Source organism: Streptomyces sp. NRRL WC-3605 (assembly GCF_001509795.1).
GTDB lineage: Bacteria > Actinomycetota > Actinomycetes > Streptomycetales > Streptomycetaceae > Streptomyces > Streptomyces viridochromogenes.
The window spans coordinates 1-16,419 of the sequence record NZ_LLZN01000075.1 but is presented as its reverse complement, the minus strand read 5'-3'; the positions used below and the strand labels follow the sequence as shown (position 1 = coordinate 16,419).

Sequence of the window (16,419 nt, the reverse complement as noted above, 5' to 3'; positions counted from 1 at the left end):
GTCTCCTCGCTCAGCCCTTGATGCCGGTCTGCGCGATCCCCTGCACCAGCCAGCGCTGGAGGAAGAGGAACACGAACAGCAGGGGCACGATGGATATCGCCGTCGCCATGAAGATCTGGTGGAACACGACCGTCTGCCCGGTCGTGTACGACGACAGCGCGACCTGGACGGTCCACGCTCCGGGGTCCTGGCCGATGACCAGCGGCCACAGGAAGGAGTTCCAGCCGTTGATGAAGGTGATGGTGGCGATCGCCGCGAAGAAGTTCAGCGAGTTCGGCACCACGACACGCCAGTACGCGCCCCAGTGGCCGAGCCCGTCGACCCGTGCCGCCTCCTCCAGCTCCCGGGGGAACCCGAGGAAGTACTGCCGGAACAGGAAGCACGTGAAGCCGCTGAACAGGCCGGGGACGATGAGCCCCCGGTAGCTGTCCACCCAGCCCAGCGACGACACCAGCACGAAGCTGGGGACGAACGTCACCGCGGTCGGCACCATGAGCGTGCCGAGTACCAGGTAGAACACCTTGTCCGCGTGCCGGTACGGGATGCGCGCCAGGCCGTAGCCGGCCAGCGAGCACACCAGCAGGACGCCCACGGTGTGCAGCACGGCGACCACGGTGGAGTTCCACAGCGACCGGGCGAACGGCACCCGCGAGTCGTCGAACGGCGCGGTGACGTTGCCCCATTGGACGTCGGTGGGGAAGAACGTCCAGTCCTCGCCGGTGATCTGGGCGTCCGTGGACAGCGCGTTGCGGACCAGGACGTAGAACGGCACGAGGAACAACAGCGCGGCGACGCCGGTCGCCACGTACAGACCGGTGCTGCTCATCACGCCGCGGCCGCGCCGGGTGCGGCGGGGCAGGGGCCGGCCGGGTGTCTTCCGTGTCTCGGGTGCGGTGGTGGTCACTTGGTGCCCTCCCCTCGTCCGAAGCCCATGAGCCTGCCCTGGAACAGGGTCACGAGGCAGATCAGCGCGGTCAGGATCACGGCGCCCGCGCTGCCGGCGCCGTAGTCCTGGTTCTCGCCGAGTGCCTTCAGGTACAGCTCCACCAGCGGCGGGCGGCCCCAGGTCGTCTTGTCCAGCAGGTTGTAGAACTCGTCGAACGCCTGGTACGCAGCGACGAGCAGCAGCAGGACGACCGCAGCCGACGTGGCCCGCAGTTGCGGCAGTGTGATGTGCCGGAAGGTCTGCGGGCCGGGCCGGGCCCCGTCGATGGCGGCGGCCTCGTACAGCTCGCCGGGGATGTTCTGCAGTGCGGCCAGGAACAGGATCATGTAGAAGCCGGCCTGGAGCCACAGACGCGCGGTGACGATGACCAGCCAGTACCAGGGCGGGTCGGGGTCGGCGAGCCAGGCGACGTTCTCGACGCCGAACCAGCCGAGGACCGTGTTCATCAGCCCGAAGCGCACCCCGCTGAACAGGGACATCTTCCAGATCAGGGCAGCGGCCACATAGCTGCACGCGGTCGGCAGGAAGAACACCGACCGGAAGAACGCCCGCATGAACCGCAGCCGGTGCACCAGCAGGGCCAGCGCGAGCGACAGCGCCCAGGTGGTGGGCACGATGAACGCGGCGAACACGGTGAAGGTGCCGAGCGAGCCGACGAAGTCGTCGTTGGTCAGCATGTGCCGGTAGTTGTCCAGCCCGATGAACTTCTCCGGCGTGACGGTGAACCGTGCCTCGAAGAAGCTGAGATAGACGCTCCAGCCGATCGGGACGTAGACGAAGACGGCCAGCCCGAGCAGGAACGGCCCGGTGAACAGCCAGAAGTGGAAGGTGTTGCCGCGTCGCGGTCCACGCCGTCGCGGGGCCGGCGGGACCGGCGCGGGCGCGGGCCGCGCGAGGCCGGGTTCGGTGGGGGTCGGCATGTCGTGGTCCGTCCGCCGGCCCTATCCGAAGAGCTTCTTCAGCTCACGGCCGACCGCCTTGTCGGCCTTGTCGAGCGCGGCCTCCGGGTCGCCGCCCTTGCGGACGCAGTCGGCGAAGACGTCCTCCAGTGCGGTGATCATGGCCTGGGTCCAGCCGATGTTGTCGAAGTGCCCGTACTGGTTGAACAGTTCGACGCCCTCGGCGGCCAGGCCCGACTTGAGCTTGTCCGCCTGTTCGGCGATCGAGGTGCGCGGCGGTATGTGGAAGCCGTAGGAGGTGGCCCAGTCCTCCTGGTACTCCTTCTGGTCGATCCACAGCCACTTCACGTACTCCTTGGCCTCGTCGACGTGCTTGCCCTTGGCGTTGACGAACATCGACCAGCCGCCGTTGTAGACGGAGGGCGCGCCGCCGCCGGTGACCTTCGGGAAGGGGAAGACGCCGAGGTCGTCGCCGAGGGCCTGCTGCATCTGGGGCATCGCCCACATCCCGCAGAACTGGATGGCGCACAGGCCCTGGTTCAGCGCGGACGGGTCCCAGTAATCGGTGGGGGCGCCCAGCAGCAGATCGCCGCTGGTGAACAGCGTGCGCATCTTCCGCAGGCCCTCGACGACGCCGTCCGTGTGGTAGGCGATCTGGTTCTTCTCGTCGAGGGTGTCGGCCCCGGCGGACCAGATCATCGGGGTGATGACGGCGTGCAGATCGTTGCCGAGGTAGAGGCCCTTGACCTTGCCCGTGGTGAGCTTGGCGGCGGCCTCGATCAGCTCGTCCAGGGTCCGCGGCACCTCGACGCCCGCCTTCTCCAGCAGCGAGGGCCGGTAGAAGAAGAACTGCGGGTCGTCGATCATGCGGATGCCGTAGGTCTTCCCGTCGACCGTGTGCGAGGCGATGTCGGCCGGGTTGAAGTCGTCCTTGACGGGCGCCACGAGGTCGGTGAGGTCCGCGACCTGCCCGCTGCGGACGAGCTGGATCTGCGGATGGAACTCGAAGACGTCCGGCGCGTTGTCGGTGAGCAGCGTCGCGAACAGCTTGTTCTCGAAGTCGGACGACGTGATCCACTGCGTGGTGACGTCCGCCTCCTTGTACGCCTTCGCGTACCTCTTGACGGCCTGTTCGGTCCCGGCCTCGCCGTACGCGTGGAAGTACTGCGTCAAGCGGGTGCCCGACCCGCCGCCACGGCCGGTGTTGCCGCCGCACGCCGCCAGCCCGCCGGCGGCGGCCAGGCCCATCGCGGCCCGCAGAACGGTACGGCGGTCCCAGTTGCTCTTGCTCCATGCCGACATGCTGACGTCCTTGTCTCGAGTGCGGCTCTGCGCCGCCCGTGGCCGGTGGGGCATCGGCGTCAGGCGGTCCAAGGAGGGTGCGGTGCCGGACGTTAACCTTCGCCCAATGCTTCGGCAAGGGGTTGGACGAAGTCCGCGCGAAGCGTTGTGCGCCGTTCGGGATGCCGGACGCGGGCAGGAGACATACGTACCTGAGAAGCAGTCAGGAGGCGGGTGCGGTACGGCCCTTGACCGTTCCCCGCGGTCCCGCGGACTGCAGGGCGCCCTCCAGCGCGAAGGTGGCCGCGCCCAGGCAGACCGGGTCGGTGGGGATGGGGGACAGGACGATCCGGGTGCCCGTCAGCGGCCGGCGCAGCGCGTGCCGGGCGACCGCCTCGCGCACCGCCAGCAGCAGCGGCTCGCCGAGCGCCGCCGCCACCCAGCTGCTGAGCACCACGACCTGCGGGTTGAGCAGGTTCACCAGGTCGGCGATCCCGGCCCCGAGACAGTGGGCGGTGCGCCGGACCGTCTCGACGGCCACGGGGTCGCCGGCGGCCACCTCGCGGGCCAGCGCGTCGATCGTGGCCGTCTGGTCGCCGTCGTGCAGCAGCGGGCTGCCGGGCTCCACCTCCCGCAGGTTCAGCATGATGCCGGGCGCCCCCACGTACGTCTCCACGCACCCATGGTCGCCGCAGTGGCACGGCCTGCCGTCCAGGACGAGCGTCGTATGGCCCCACTCGCCGGCGCTGTTGCTCACGCCCCGGTGCAGTCCGCCGCCGAGCACCAGCCCCGCGCCCACGCCGGTGCCGAGGTTCACCACCACGGCGTCCCCGCTGCCCCGCGCGGCCCCGAACCACAGCTCGGCGACCGCGCACGCGCGCAACGGGTTGTCCAGGTACAGCGGATAGGCGATGTGCTCGGCGAGCAGATCGAGCAACGGCACGTCGTGCCAGTCCCAGTTGGGGGCGTACTCGCACACGCCCGTCGTCCGGTCCACCTGCCCCGGCACGCTCACCCCGACGCCCAGCACCCGCGCGCCCTCCGCCCCGGCCTGCGCGACCACGGAGCCGACGGCGGCCGCGACATGCCCGACGACCTGCTCGGGACGGCTCTCACCGGGCCGCATCTCCTCATGGGCGCGGGCCAGCACGTTCAGGGCGAGGTCGAAGAGCTCCACCCGCACGTACGTCTCCGCGATGTCGACGCCGATCAGGGTGCCGCCGGCGGCGTGCACGGCCACCAGGCCCCGCGGACGGCCGCCGGCCGAGTCCTCGAAACCGACCTCCGTGATCATCCCCAGGTGCAGCAGCTCGCCGACGAGCGTGGCGACCGTGGCCAGGCTGAGTCCGGTGGCGGCGGCCAGCTCCTGCCGCGAGGTGGGCGACGCGGCGATGATCTGGCGCAGCACCTCGTAGCGGTTCGCCGTACGGATGTCGCGTGACGTGCGCTTCACGGGTGCCCCCGTCCCTTTCGTCCGGGCCGGGCGGCTGGGCACCGGCGGCGTCAGGCTATGGCGTGCCGCCGGGATTCGACAAGGGCTTAGGAAAGGGGCTGTACGAAGTCCCGGGGGAGCCTCCGCGCAGGCGGCGGCGCCCCCAAGCGGGGCTCAGTCGCCCAGCACGTCCCGGACGAACGCGTTGGCGAAGGTGCCCTTCGGGTCCACCTCACGGGCCAGCGCCCGGAAGTCGCCGAGCCGCGGGTAGCGGGCGCGCAGCTCCGCGGCGGGCGTCGTGAACACCTTGCCCCAGTGCGGCCGCGGCCCGAACGCGTCCAGCGCCGCCTCCAGCCGCCGCACCACGGGCAGCACCGCCGCCGTGTCCTCGATCCACGTGAAGTGCAGGGCCACCGTGTCCCGGCCGTACGACGGGCTCAGCCACTGCCCGTCGGCGGCGACCGCGCGCACCTCACAGGTCTGCAGGACGGGGGCGACCGTGTCCCGGATCGCGTCGACCGCGTGCAGCGCCTCCAGGGCACGACCGCGCGGCAGCAGGTACTCCGACTGGAGCTCGGCCCCGCTGCTCGGCGTGAACTCGGCCCGGAAGTGCGGCAGCCGCTCGTGCCACGGCCCCGGCACCCCGAACTGCTCGGTGCAGTTCACGGCGGGCATCCCCGGCACCGGGTGCAGCTTCTCGGTGGCGGGCGCCGCCCACGGCACCTCGGGCAGCGGCTGGTCGGTGCGCCGCTTGAGCCACACCTGCCGGAAGCCCGGCGCGCGCCAGTCGGTGAACAGGCTGACGCTGTACGCCGCCGACATCACCGCGTCGAACGCCGCCGCGTCCAGGCCGTCCAGCGGCAGCCCGGTGAACACGTGCTGCTCGACCTCGAAGGCCGGCTCCAGGTCGAGGGTGAGCGCGGTGACCACCCCGAGGGCGCCCAGCGAGGTGACGGCACCCCCGAACCGCGGATCGCCCCGGCCGATCCGCACCACCGAGCCGTCGGCGGTGATCAGCTCCACCTCGCGCACGGCCGACGCCAGGGAGCCGTTGCCGACCCCCGAGCCATGGGTGCCGGTGGCGACGGAGCCGGCCACCGAGATGTGCGGGAGCGACGCCATGTTGGGCAGCGCCAGGCCGTGCGCGTGCACCGCGCGGGCCAGCTCGGCGTACCGGATGCCGCCCGCGACCCGGACCGTGCGCGCGGCGCCGTCCACGTCGACCAGCGGGGGGAGCGCCGCGATCGACACCAGGACGCCGTCGGGGCCGGGCTCGGCGATCTCGTTGAAGCTGTGTCCGCTGCCCAGCACCCGCACGCGAGGGCTCGCGGCCACCAGGGCGGCGACCTCGTCGAGCGACACCGGGCGGTGCAGCTCCCCGGCTTCGTACGTGATGTTGCCCGCCCAGTTGGTGATCGTCCCGGTCATCCTGTCGCCCTTCACGGTGCGTGTCTGTCGCGTTGACCCTCTCAACCGCGGATGTCTACGGTAGAGACCGTTTTCCACGACCGACGTCCGGGCCCGTCCCGCCGAGCCGGAGGCCACGCGTTGACCCAGCGGCCGTACGCCGTTCTCGCCCTGTCCGCGGAGAACGTCCCGCTGGTCTTCCCGCCCCCGGTGCTGGCACGGCTGCGCGAGGCGGTGGACGTCGACTCCGGCCTCGTGGCCGAGGACCTCGCGGACCCGCGCATGAAGGACGCCGTCGCCCGTGCCGAGGTCCTGATCACCGGCTGGGGCTCCCCCCGGCTGGACGCCGCCGCCCTGGACGCCGCCCCGCGGCTGCGGGCCGTGCTGCACGCGGCCGGCTCGGTCAAGGGGATCGTCACGCCCGAGCTGTGGCGGCGGGGCATCACCGTCAGCTCGGCGGCGGCCGCCAACGCACTGCCGGTGGCCGAGTACACGCTCGCCGTGATCCTGCTCTCCGGCAAGGACCTCTTCGCCGTCCGCGACCGGCTGCGCGCCGAGCGGGACGCCTTCGGGGGGTGGGGGCTGATGCCCGGCACCGGCAACCTCGGCCGCCGGGTCGGCGTCGTCGGCGCCTCGCGCATCGGCCGCCGCCTGATCGAGCTGCTGCGCCCCTTCGACCTGGTGCCCGCCCTGTCCGACCCGTACGTCGACGAGGAGACGGCCGCCTCCCTCGGCGTGCCCCTGCTGCCGCTGGACGAGCTGCTGCGCACCTCGGACGTCGTGACCCTCCACGCCCCCGCCACCCCCGAGACCCGGCATCTGATCGGCGCCCGCGAGCTCGCCCTGATGCCGGACGGCGCCGTCCTGATCAACACCGCGCGCGGCTCGCTGCTCGACCACGACGCCCTGGTCGCCGAGCTGCGCACCGGCCGTCTCTCCGCGATCCTCGACGTCACCGACCCCGAGCCGCTGCCCGCCGGGTCCCCGCTGTACGACCTGCCGAACGCCGTGCTCACCCCGCACCGGGCGGGCTCCCAGGGCAACGAGACGGCCCGGCTCGGCCTGGTCGTGGCAGAGGAGGCCGCCCGGTTCGCCGCGGGTTCCCCGCTCGCCCACGCGGTCGACCCGGCGGCGCTGGAGCGCGAGGCGTAGACGTCCGTGCGGACGCCACGACCTGCTGGGAGGGGCCCCGGCGCGTCCGGCGCGCGGGCGGGGGCATACCGTGAGGAGTCGTACGCCTGAGCCGGGAGGAGATTACGGATGGGCAGCCGCACCGCACTGGTCGAGGATCTGATGGAGCGATTCCCGCACGTTCCGCGGGAAGCCGTCTTCAAGGAGGATCTGCTCCGGGGCGGGGTCGCCTTCGACCCGTCCGCCCTGAGCGACAACGAGGGCGGTGAGGTCAAACCGAAGTCGTACTTCATCTTCTCGTTCGACCACGGCACCCTGCCCGAGCTCGGCGAGGCCGCCCTGCGGCGCCCGCCCGAGGAGATCATCCTCACCGGCGGCCCCTACGACCTGCGCCGCACCGTCGTGTCGGTCCGGGTGAACCCGTCGTCCCCGTACCGGGTCGCCGCCGACGAGCACGGCATGCTCGGCCTCTACCTGGACGGCAAGCGCATCTCGGACGTCGGCGTGCCGCCGATGCCGGAGTACTACAAGCACAAGCTGTCCAACGGGAAGTCGGTGATGGAGGTCGCCCCCACCATCCAGTGGGGCTACCTGATCTACCTGACCGTCTTCCGGGTCTGCCAGTACTTCGGCGCCAAGGAGGAGTGCCAGTACTGCGACATCAACCACAACTGGCGCCAGCACAAGGCGGCCGGGCGGCCCTACACCGGTGTGAAGGACGTCGAGGAGGTCCTGGAGGCCCTGGAGATCATCGACCGGTACGACACGGCGAAGTCCTCCACCGCCTACACCCTCACCGGCGGCGCCATCACCAAGACCGTCTCCGGGCGTGACGAGGCCGACTTCTACGGCCACTACGCCAAGGCCATCGAGGAGCGCTTCCCCGGCCGCTGGATCGGCAAGGTCGTCGCCCAGGCGCTGCCCAAGGACGACGTGCAGCGCTTCAAGGACTACGGCGTGCAGATCTACCACCCCAACTACGAGGTGTGGGACGAGTACCTGTTCAAGATGTACTGCCCGGGCAAGGAGCGCTACGTCGGCCGCGACGAGTGGCACCGGCGCATCCTGGACTCGGCGGAGATCTTCGGCGTCCGCAACGTGATCCCGAACTTCGTGGCGGGCGTGGAGATGGCCGAGCCCTTCGGCTTCAAGACCGTCGACGAGGCGATCACGTCGACGACGGAGGGCCTGCGCTTCTTCATGTCGAAGGGCATCACGCCCCGCTTCACCACCTGGTGCCCCGAGCCGACGACCCCGCTCGGCAAGGCCAACCCGCAGGGCGCGCCGCTGGAGTACCACATCCGGCTGCTCCAGGCGTACCGGCAGACCATGGAGGAGTTCGGCCTGTCCTCGCCCCCCGGCTACGGCGAGCCCGGTCCCGGCCGCGCGGTGTTCTCCGTGAGTTCCTTCATGGACAGCCTTCCGGCGGACGAGTCCGCCACGGTATAGGTGGTGTCACGGATGAGCCGGACGGGGTCCGCATCCGTACCTCAGGTCACGGGCGCGGGCGCCACGGTCCGTCATGACGTCTGAACAGAGCGCTTGTCAGTTCTGACGGAGACGTGAAAAGCTCCTGCCCTGCCGCGAGGTACCCCACAACTCCCCTTTTCCTCGGGTGAGTTGTCCTCGGACGTGGATGCAGGAGACTCATGCCGGACCTGCCGACCCCTCAGGACGCCACCGAGGCGGCCCTGTTCGCCGAGTGCTGGGACGCCGTGCTGTCGTACGCCGACCTGTGCACCGTGGGCCCCGAGTCGGCGGGCCACCTGGCCTCGGAGGCCTTCGCGGCCGGACTGCGCGAGGCCCGCGAGGCCGGGGCGGGGCCGGGCACCGCCCGACGGCCCGCCCGGCTGCCCCGCATCCCCCTGCTGCTGGTCGCCGTGCGCACCACGGCGGCCGCCTGGGAGGAGGGCGGCCGGGGCGACGGCCTCGACCCGGACCTTCGGCTGTGGCTCAACTCCGAGCACGCCACCCGCTACACCGGCCCCCCGCTCGGCCGCCCGGTCGCGCTGCGCGGCCTGCGCGACATGCAGGAACCGGACGCGGCCCTGCTGTGGCTCACCGAGGTCGAGGCGCTGCCGCCGCACGTCGTCGCCCGCAGGCTGGGCCTCGACCCGGCCACCGTCTCCGACGAACTCGCCCAGGTGCGCGGCCTGTTCCGGGACCGCTGCCGGCGCAACCACCTCGACACCCCGATGGACGCGCGCTGCCGCAGCTACGCCCGCCTCCTCGACGCGGTGACCCGCTCGCCCGCCGCCGACATCCCCGCCGACCTCTCCCGTCACCTCGCGACCTGTGTGCCGTGCGCCGAGGCCGCCGCCTGTCTGCGGCCGCACGGCGGCGGTCTGCCCGCCGCCCTCGCCGGGGGCGTGCTCGGCTGGGGCGGCCTCGCCTATCTGGAGCGCCGCCGCCGCGCCGCCGAGGCCCGGCTGGCCGGGCACCCCGACGCGGACGCGGACACCGGGCCGGTCCGCCCGGGCGCCCACAAGGCGCGGATGGTGCGCGGCGCCCTGCTCGTCACCGCCGTCCTCGTCTCCGGGCTCGCCCTCGCGGTGTCGATGACCCAGGGCGGCTCCTCCGCGGGCGCCCGCGCGGCCGACGGCGACCTCACCGGACGCCCCCCGGCCGCGGACCCCACCGTCTCCCTGCCGGTCGCGGCCGCCACCCGGCCGGCCCGCGAGGCGCCGGAACCGTCCGCGAGCGCCTCGCGCGGCACGACCCCCACCCCGCGCGACCCCGACCCCGGACCGCAGGGCACCACCTCCCCGACGGCTCGCCCGGACGCGCCCCCGCCCGCCACGTCCGAGGCTCCCTCCTGTACGGCCGTCTACGACCTCGTCAACGAGTGGACCGACGGCTTCCAGGCCATCGTCACCGTCACCACCGACCGCCCCCTGAACGGCTGGCGCGTCGCCTGGTCCTATCGGGACGGCCAGCGGGTCGGCCAGATGTGGGACGCCGCCTTCGCCCAGAACGGCCCCCGCGTCACCGCCACCGCCGCGGACTACAACAAGACCGTCGCCGCCGGCGGCAAGGTCACGTTCGGTTTCCTGGGCTCCTGGCGGGGCGCCAACTCCCCGCCCCACGACCTCACCCTCGACGGACGTGCCTGCACCCTGAAAACCGGTTGACGGCGGTGCGCGGGGCCCGGCTAGAGTGACGGCGTTCCCACAGCGGTGGCCCGTGGCCGCCGCCCTGCTTCGGAAGTGACGAGGAGGTGCAGACCGATGGCTGTCATTGCGACGAGCGCTGCCCGCAAGCGATCCATCCCGTCCACCTCCGTGGCCACCGGCTGACACCCACACTTCCGCGCGCCCTCACGCGCGCCGGCCGGGGCCGCCCTTGTGAAGGGTCACCCGTTGACTTCCAGCTCCGCCGCTTCCTCCGTCCACACCGCGCTCGCCCCCTACGGCTGGGACGCGGCATGGGCGGACGCCTTCGCCCCGCACGCGGCCGAAGGACTCCTCCCGGGACGCGTCGTCCGCGTCGACCGGGGCCAGTGCGACGTCGTCACCGCCGACGGCCTCGTACGCGCCGACACGGCCTTCGTCACCCCGCACGACCCGATGAAGGTCGTGTGCACGGGCGACTGGGTCGCCGTCGACCCCGCGGGCGCCCACCCGCGCTACGTCCAGGCGTATCTGCCGCGCCGCACCGCCTTCGTGCGCTCCACCTCCTCCAAGCGGTCCGAGGGGCAGATCCTCGCCGCCAACGTCGACCACGCCATCGTCGCCGTGTCGCTGGCCGCCGAACTCGACCTCGGCCGGATCGAACGGTTCCTCGCGCTGGCCTGGGAGTCGGGGGCCCAGCCCGTCGTCGTCCTCACCAAGGCCGACCTCGTGCCGGACGCGGCGACGCTCTCGCACCTCGTGCAGGACGTGGAGACCACGGCACCCGGCGTGCCCGTGCTCCCGGTCAGCAGCGTGGACGGGGACGGCCTCGACGTGCTCGTCGCCCTGGTCGGCGGCGGCACGAGCGTGCTGCTCGGGCAGTCCGGCGCGGGCAAGTCGACCCTCGCCAACGCACTGCTCGGCGAGGACGTCATGGAGGTGCGGGCGACCCGTGACGTGGACGGCAAGGGCCGTCACACGACCACCACCCGCAACCTCCTCGCGCTGCCCGGCGGCGGGGTCCTCATCGACACACCGGGCCTGCGCGGCGTCGGCCTCTGGGACGCCGAGACCGGCGTCGGCCAGGTCTTCTCCGAGATCGAGGAACTCGCCGCGCGGTGCCGCTTCCACGACTGCGCCCACGAGGCGGAGCCGGGCTGCGCCGTGCTGGCCGCGATCGACTCCGGTGAGCTGCCGGTGCGCCGGCTGGAGAGCTACCGCAAGCTCAAGCGGGAGAACCAGTACATCGTGGCCAAGACCGACGCGCGGCTGCGCGCCGAGCTGCGCCGGGAGTGGAAGCGCAAGGGCGCGCAGGGCCGGGCCGCGATGGAGGCCAAGCGCGGCCGGCTGCGGTGACGCCCGCCCGTTCCGCCGCCCCTCCTCGGTGTCCGATTCCCGCCAGCGCCGCACCCCGGCACGGCGGACACTGGACAGCGTGAACGACGAGGACAGCAGGTACGAGGCGGTGCGCAGCCGCGACGCCCGGTTCGACGGCGAGTTCTTCTTCGCCGTCGAGACCACTGGCGTCTACTGCCGCCCCAGCTGCCCGGCGGTCACGCCGAGGCGGCGGAACGTGCGGTTCTTCGCGACGGCCGCCGCCGCGCAGGGCTCGGGGTTCCGGGCCTGCCGGCGGTGCCGTCCGGACGCCGTGCCCGGCTCCGCCGCCTGGAACGTACGGGCGGACGTGGTGGGCCGGGCGATGCGGCTGATCGGCGACGGCGTCGTCGACCGGGAGGGCGTCGCCGGGCTCGCCACCCGGCTCGGCTACAGCACCCGGCAGGTGCAGCGGCAGCTCACCGCCGAACTCGGCGCGGGACCCGTCGCGCTGGCCCGCGCCCAGCGGGCCCACACCGCACGGGTGCTGCTGCAGACCACGGGTCTGCCGATCACCCAGATCGCGTTCGCCGCCGGATTCGCCAGCGTCCGGCAGTTCAACGACACCGTCCGGGCCGTGTACGCCCGCACTCCGAGCGAGCTGCGCGCCGCCGCACCCCGCGGCGGCCGCCCCGACGGGCGTACGGCCACCCCGTCCGGCGGCATCCCGCTGCGGCTCGCCCACCGGGGCCCCTACCACGCCGGCACCGTCTTCGACCTGCTCGCCGAGGAGGCCGTGCCCGGCGTCGAGGAGGTCACCGGCCCGCCCGGCGCCCGCCTCTACCGCCGCACCCTGCGCCTCCCGCACGGCAGCGCCGTCGCCGCCGTCGCGGAGAGCACGGCGGCACCCGGCCGGGGCGCGGCCACCCACCCGGGCGGCTGGCTCGACGCCCGCATCCACCTCACCGACCTCCGCGACCTGACCACGGCCGTGCAGCGGCTGCGGCGCCTGTTCGACCTGGACGCCGACCCGTACGCCGTCGACGCGCGGCTCGGCGCCGACACCCGGCTCGCCCCGCTCGTCGCGGCCCGGCCCGGACTGCGCTCACCGGGCGCCGCCGACCCCGACGAACAGGCCGTACGGGCCGTCGCCGGGCCCCTGAGGGCCGCCGAACTGGTCCGCCGGTACGGCAAGGCGCTCGACGCGCCGAGCGGCGGCCTCACCCATCTGTTCCCCGAGCCCGCGGTGCTCGCCGGCGCCGAACCCGCCGGACCGCTGGGCGCGCTGACCGCCGCCCTCGCCGACGGCGCCGTACGGCTGGACGCGGGCGCCGACCGGGACGAGGCGCACCGTGCCCTGCGGGACCTGCCCGGCCTGGACGCCCGTACCGTCGCCGTGATCCGCACCCGCGCGCTCGCGGACCCGGACGTGCCGCCGCCCGGCACCGAGCTGCCCGACGCGTGGCGCCCATGGCGCTCCTACGCGCTGCGCCACCTGCGCGCCGCGGGCGAGCCCGACCCCCGATGACGACGACCGAGAGGACCGCCGTGGCCCCCCGTATCCCCTGGACCGAGGTCGACAGCCCCCTCGGCCCCCTCCTGCTCACCGCCGACCCCGCCACCGGCGCGCTGACCTCCGTGTCCGTGCCCGGCCAGAAGGGCGGCCGGACGGTCCTGGCGGACTGGCGGCGCGACCCGGGGGCCTTCCGCGCCGCCGAGGAGCAGCTGACCGCCTACTTCGCCGGGGAGCTGAAGGAGTTCCACCTGGAGCTGAGCACGCACGGCAGCGCGTTCCGGGAGCGCGTCTGGGCCGCCCTGGACGACGTCCCGTACGGGGCCACCACGACCTACGGCGAGATCGCCGCGCGCATCGGCGCCTCCCGGCCCGCCGTCCGGGCCGTCGGCGGCGCGATCGGCGCCAACCCGCTGCTCGTCGTACGCCCCTGCCACCGGGTGATCGGCTCGGACGGCTCCCTGACCGGGTACGCGGGCGGACTCGCGCGCAAGGTCCGGCTGCTCACCCTGGAGGGCGCGCTTCCGTAGGGGCGGGTCCTAAGCGGGTCCGTGGGAGCGGGTCCGTAGCGGCGGGTCCATCGGGGCGGGTCAGCCCCAGATCACCGCGCCCAGCCAGGCCCCGGCGATCAGCTGGCAGGTGAACAGCTCCGTCAGCACGCTGGTGCCGCCCGAGCGCATCGCCGTGCGCACCGCGGCCCGCGCCTCGCCGTGCCGGCCGAGGCGGCGCCGGGCCTCCAGATAGGCGCCGGCCAGGAAGCCGGGCACCGAGCCGATCACCGGCACCAGGAAGAACCCCAGGAACGAGCCCGCCGCCGCGTACGCCGCCATGCGGCGCCCGGCCCAGCCGGGGCGCAGGCGCCGGGGCGGGAGCGCCCAGCGCACCACCTGGGAGACGAACAGCGCGAGGGTGGCCCCCACGAGCACCCACCAGGTGACCGGCTCGACGTCCTCCAGTGCCCACCACAGGACGGCCGCGAACACGAGCCACGACGCCGGCACACCGGGCACCATCACCCCGCACAGGCCGAGCAGGAGGACCAGGCCCACCAGCACGAGGTCCCAGACTCCCATCTGACCAGAGTGCAGGAGCCCGCGAGGACGCGCAGATCAGAGGCTGCCGCCGACGCGCGACGGCGCGCGGCATCGCGTCGTACGCCTGTTCGGCCTGTCACCCGACGTGTCTCTCTCGGTGCCGTGCGCGGCCGGATTTCCCGATGCCCCGTTCCCATCCGGGCGCCGCGGGGAACAATCGGTGGCATGAATCAGCAGGGGGGCAAGCCCACCGGTCACGAGGACGACTGGTGGGGCCAGCTGTACGGCGACGCCGAGGACGCCGGCCCGTCCGCGGCGCCCGACTCGCTCGACGACCGGTACGCCTCGGCCGCGGGCGCCGTGAAAGAGCGGCCGGACACCGTCCCGGCACCGCGCTCGGACCCGGACGCCCCCGGGCGGGGAGCGCCCGCGTTCCCGGCCGGCCTGCCCAGGCCGCCCGGCTTCACCGTGGAGCCGCAGCCGCAGCCGCAGCCGGAGCGCGAGCCGTCCCCGCCGGCCGCCGAGGGCCGCCCGGCCCGCGCGCCGGAGTACGTCGGTGCCGGCCCGCCCACCTACGACCCCGAACCGACCGCGCTGCCCGAGGCCGACCCGGACGACCTCGGCGACCTGGTCGCCGACACCGTCCTCGACGGCGCCCGCTACGGCACCGCCACCCTGCGGGCCGTGTCCCTGCGCGGCGACTCCGCCCGCTACCGGGGCGAACCCCGCCGCGACTCGCTGCTCACCGCACGCTTCGGTACCGGCGAACACGCCCTGCTGCTCGTCGCGATGGCCACCGGCGCCCGCGCCACCCCCGGCGCCCACCGGGCCGCCGCCGAGGCGTGCCGGTGGATCGGCCGGGCCGTCGGACGCAGCCACGAACGGCTCGCCCGGGACATGCTGGCCGGCCGGCGCGGCGACCTGAAGTCCGGGCTGCACCGCCTCACCGGCCGCAGCCTCGGCCGGCTCCGCGCGAGCGCCGTCGAACAGGGCGTCGACCCGGAGGAGTACGCGGCCACCCTGCGCTGCCTGCTGCTGCCCGCCGACCCGGAGTGCCGGACGCGGGTCTTCTTCGGAGCCGGCGCCGGAGGGCTGTTCCGGCTGCGGGACGGGGAGTGGCAGGACATCGAGCCGCGGGTCACCGACGCCGCCGGTGAACCCGTCGTCGGCTTCGGCTCGCCACCCGCCGAGACCCCCGACGGCGACCGGCTCACCATGGACCTCGGCATTCCGACCCCGCCGAGCCCCTACGAGCCGGCGCCCGAGCCGCCCCGCGAGCCCTTCCGGTTCCGGGCCTCCGTGGCCCGTCCCGGCGACACCCTGCTGCTGTGCACGAACGGCCTCGCCGACCCCCTGCGCGGCGAACCCGAACTCGCGGCCCACCTCCTGCGGCGCTGGTCCGGCTCCGGGCCGCCCGGCCTCGCCGACTTCCTCGCCGACACCCAGGTCCGGGTCAAGGGCTACGCCGACGACCGTACGGCCGCCGCCGTCTGGGAGGCGTGATCAGGTGTACGGCACCCACGCCCGGTCGGACGTCTCGTACACGTAGCGCGGCAGCGACCCGATGCCCGTCGTACGGAACGGGCGGCCGGCGTCGTCGATGCGGACGGTGCCGGTGCGGCCCTGCGAGGACCAGTCGAGCTCCAGGTACCAGGAGCAGTCGCAGGCCCGGGTCTGCGCGGTGACGAGCAGCACCTCCGGGTCCGTCGCGGACACCCGGTAGGGCAGCCGCATCGCCGGGATCGGGGTGCCGGTGTCGTTGCCGTCCTGGGGGCGGGCGACGGGCCGGTCCTTGTCGAGGTCGACGTCGAAGAAGCGCGGAGTCAGCGCTCCGCCGCAGCCCCGGTCCATCGCGTACACGGTGCCCTTCAGCGGCGCCGCGCGGTTCACGACCCGGACCCGCAGCGCCTCCAGGACGACGGCCGTGGAATCGCGGCCCTGCACCGACACGCGCACCATGGTCTGCCGCCCGTGCACGGCGTCCAGGGAGGTCGCCCAGGTGCGGGCGTCCTGCGGAGGCGGTGGCGGCGGCACCTGCTGCGGCGGCCTGGTGAGGACGTAGTCGTGACCGCACCCGGCCTGCCAGACGTGCGAGTCGACGCTCCAGGTCAGGGGGGTGCCCGCGCCGGGCTCCGGCGGCGCGGACCCCTTCGACGCCCCGGTCCCGCCCGCCTCGCGCGGCGCCGGCTTCTTCGAGGCGGCGGGGGAGGGGGACGCCGTGGTCGCGGTGGGGGAGGGGGAGCGGGGCGGGGACGGTAGGGACGAGGGCGGCCGTGTCGTACGGGGCGGGTCGGCGGCCTCGACGGGGTGCGCACCGCGGGGCCGGGCGTCCGGGAGGGCGGCCAGGGGGCC

General features: G+C 73.8%; 13 protein-coding genes and 1 pseudogene. 7 read left to right on the top strand and 7 right to left on the bottom strand.

Annotated elements, in window-relative coordinates; all coding sequences use genetic code 11:
* Positions 1-10: 10 nt before the first annotated feature.
* The 5 genes from ADL34_RS25195 to ADL34_RS25175 all read right to left on the bottom strand — a co-directional run bounded on the left by ADL34_RS25195 (position 11) and on the right by ADL34_RS25175 (position 5,986).
* Entirely contained in the window at positions 11-904 is an 894-nt protein-coding gene (locus tag ADL34_RS25195) for a carbohydrate ABC transporter permease (protein WP_062672036.1), read from the bottom strand.
* Positions 901-1,866 (bottom strand): carbohydrate ABC transporter permease, encoded by a 966-nt coding sequence (locus ADL34_RS25190; protein WP_062672034.1) that lies wholly within the window; start codon positions 1,864-1,866, stop codon positions 901-903. The genes ADL34_RS25195 and ADL34_RS25190 overlap by 4 nt, the downstream gene beginning before the upstream one ends.
* Positions 1,867-1,887: 21 nt before the next feature.
* Positions 1,888-3,147: an ABC transporter substrate-binding protein gene (locus ADL34_RS25185; RefSeq protein ID WP_062672032.1), complete on the bottom strand. Its 1,260-nt coding sequence runs from the start codon at positions 3,145-3,147 to the stop codon at positions 1,888-1,890.
* A gap of 202 nt (positions 3,148-3,349) precedes the next feature.
* On the bottom strand, positions 3,350-4,579 hold the full coding sequence (locus tag ADL34_RS25180; RefSeq protein WP_062672030.1) for an ROK family transcriptional regulator: 1,230 nt from the start codon (positions 4,577-4,579) through the stop codon (positions 3,350-3,352).
* A gap of 153 nt (positions 4,580-4,732) precedes the next feature.
* Positions 4,733-5,986, bottom strand: a complete 1,254-nt coding sequence (locus tag ADL34_RS25175) for an FAD-binding protein (RefSeq protein WP_062672028.1) — start codon at positions 5,984-5,986, stop codon at positions 4,733-4,735.
* A 120-nt stretch (positions 5,987-6,106) separates the two neighbouring features.
* On the opposite strand from ADL34_RS25175, the gene ADL34_RS25170 reads away from it, so the two are divergent.
* From ADL34_RS25170 to ADL34_RS25145, 6 genes are all read left to right on the top strand, one after another.
* Complete coding sequence (locus ADL34_RS25170) at positions 6,107-7,117, top strand: hydroxyacid dehydrogenase (RefSeq protein ID WP_062672026.1); 1,011 nt, start codon at positions 6,107-6,109, stop codon at positions 7,115-7,117.
* Between the two features lie 108 nt (positions 7,118-7,225).
* Positions 7,226-8,545, top strand: coding sequence for a radical SAM protein (locus ADL34_RS25165; protein ID WP_062672024.1), 1,320 nt, complete (start codon positions 7,226-7,228; stop codon positions 8,543-8,545).
* Between the two features lie 200 nt (positions 8,546-8,745).
* Entirely contained in the window at positions 8,746-10,227 is a 1,482-nt protein-coding gene (locus tag ADL34_RS25160) for a cellulose binding domain-containing protein (protein WP_062672022.1), read from the top strand.
* A gap of 228 nt (positions 10,228-10,455) precedes the next feature.
* Positions 10,456-11,562 (top strand): ribosome small subunit-dependent GTPase A, encoded by a 1,107-nt coding sequence (gene rsgA, locus ADL34_RS25155; protein WP_062672020.1) that lies wholly within the window; start codon positions 10,456-10,458, stop codon positions 11,560-11,562.
* A 79-nt stretch (positions 11,563-11,641) separates the two neighbouring features.
* Entirely contained in the window at positions 11,642-13,048 is a 1,407-nt protein-coding gene (locus tag ADL34_RS25150) for a DNA-3-methyladenine glycosylase 2 family protein (protein ID WP_062672018.1), read from the top strand.
* Positions 13,045-13,563 (top strand): methylated-DNA--[protein]-cysteine S-methyltransferase, encoded by a 519-nt coding sequence (locus tag ADL34_RS25145; RefSeq protein WP_062672011.1) that lies wholly within the window; start codon positions 13,045-13,047, stop codon positions 13,561-13,563. The genes ADL34_RS25150 and ADL34_RS25145 overlap by 4 nt, the downstream gene beginning before the upstream one ends.
* 60 nt (positions 13,564-13,623) lie before the next feature.
* On the opposite strand, the gene ADL34_RS25140 is transcribed toward ADL34_RS25145, so the two are convergent.
* Positions 13,624-14,106, bottom strand: a complete 483-nt coding sequence (locus ADL34_RS25140; protein ID WP_062672009.1) for a DUF456 domain-containing protein — start codon at positions 14,104-14,106, stop codon at positions 13,624-13,626.
* A gap of 186 nt (positions 14,107-14,292) precedes the next feature.
* On the opposite strand from ADL34_RS25140, the gene ADL34_RS25135 reads away from it, so the two are divergent.
* Positions 14,293-15,570 (top strand): protein phosphatase 2C domain-containing protein, encoded by a 1,278-nt coding sequence (locus ADL34_RS25135; protein WP_062672007.1) that lies wholly within the window; start codon positions 14,293-14,295, stop codon positions 15,568-15,570.
* Here ADL34_RS25135 and ADL34_RS25130 read toward each other — a convergent pair.
* Positions 15,571-16,419, bottom strand: a pseudogene (locus ADL34_RS25130) (transcriptional regulator); the annotation flags it as partial.

Bases quoted from the DNA above. Each gene is read 5' to 3' on its own strand.
- ADL34_RS25175 (WP_062672028.1), bottom strand. From the start codon at position 5,986: ATGACCGGGACGATCACCAACTGGGCGGGCAACATCACGTACGAAGCC.
- ADL34_RS25160 (WP_062672022.1), top strand. From the start codon at position 8,746: ATGCCGGACCTGCCGACCCCTCAGGACGCCACCGAGGCGGCCCTGTTC.
- ADL34_RS25135 (WP_062672007.1), top strand. From the start codon at position 14,293: ATGAATCAGCAGGGGGGCAAGCCCACCGGTCACGAGGACGACTGGTGG.
- ADL34_RS25190 (WP_062672034.1), bottom strand. From the start codon at position 1,866: ATGCCGACCCCCACCGAACCCGGCCTCGCGCGGCCCGCGCCCGCGCCG.
- ADL34_RS25145 (WP_062672011.1), top strand. From the start codon at position 13,045: ATGACGACGACCGAGAGGACCGCCGTGGCCCCCCGTATCCCCTGGACC.
- ADL34_RS25140 (WP_062672009.1), bottom strand. From the start codon at position 14,106: ATGGGAGTCTGGGACCTCGTGCTGGTGGGCCTGGTCCTCCTGCTCGGC.
- ADL34_RS25185 (WP_062672032.1), bottom strand. From the start codon at position 3,147: ATGTCGGCATGGAGCAAGAGCAACTGGGACCGCCGTACCGTTCTGCGG.
- ADL34_RS25165 (WP_062672024.1), top strand. From the start codon at position 7,226: ATGGGCAGCCGCACCGCACTGGTCGAGGATCTGATGGAGCGATTCCCG.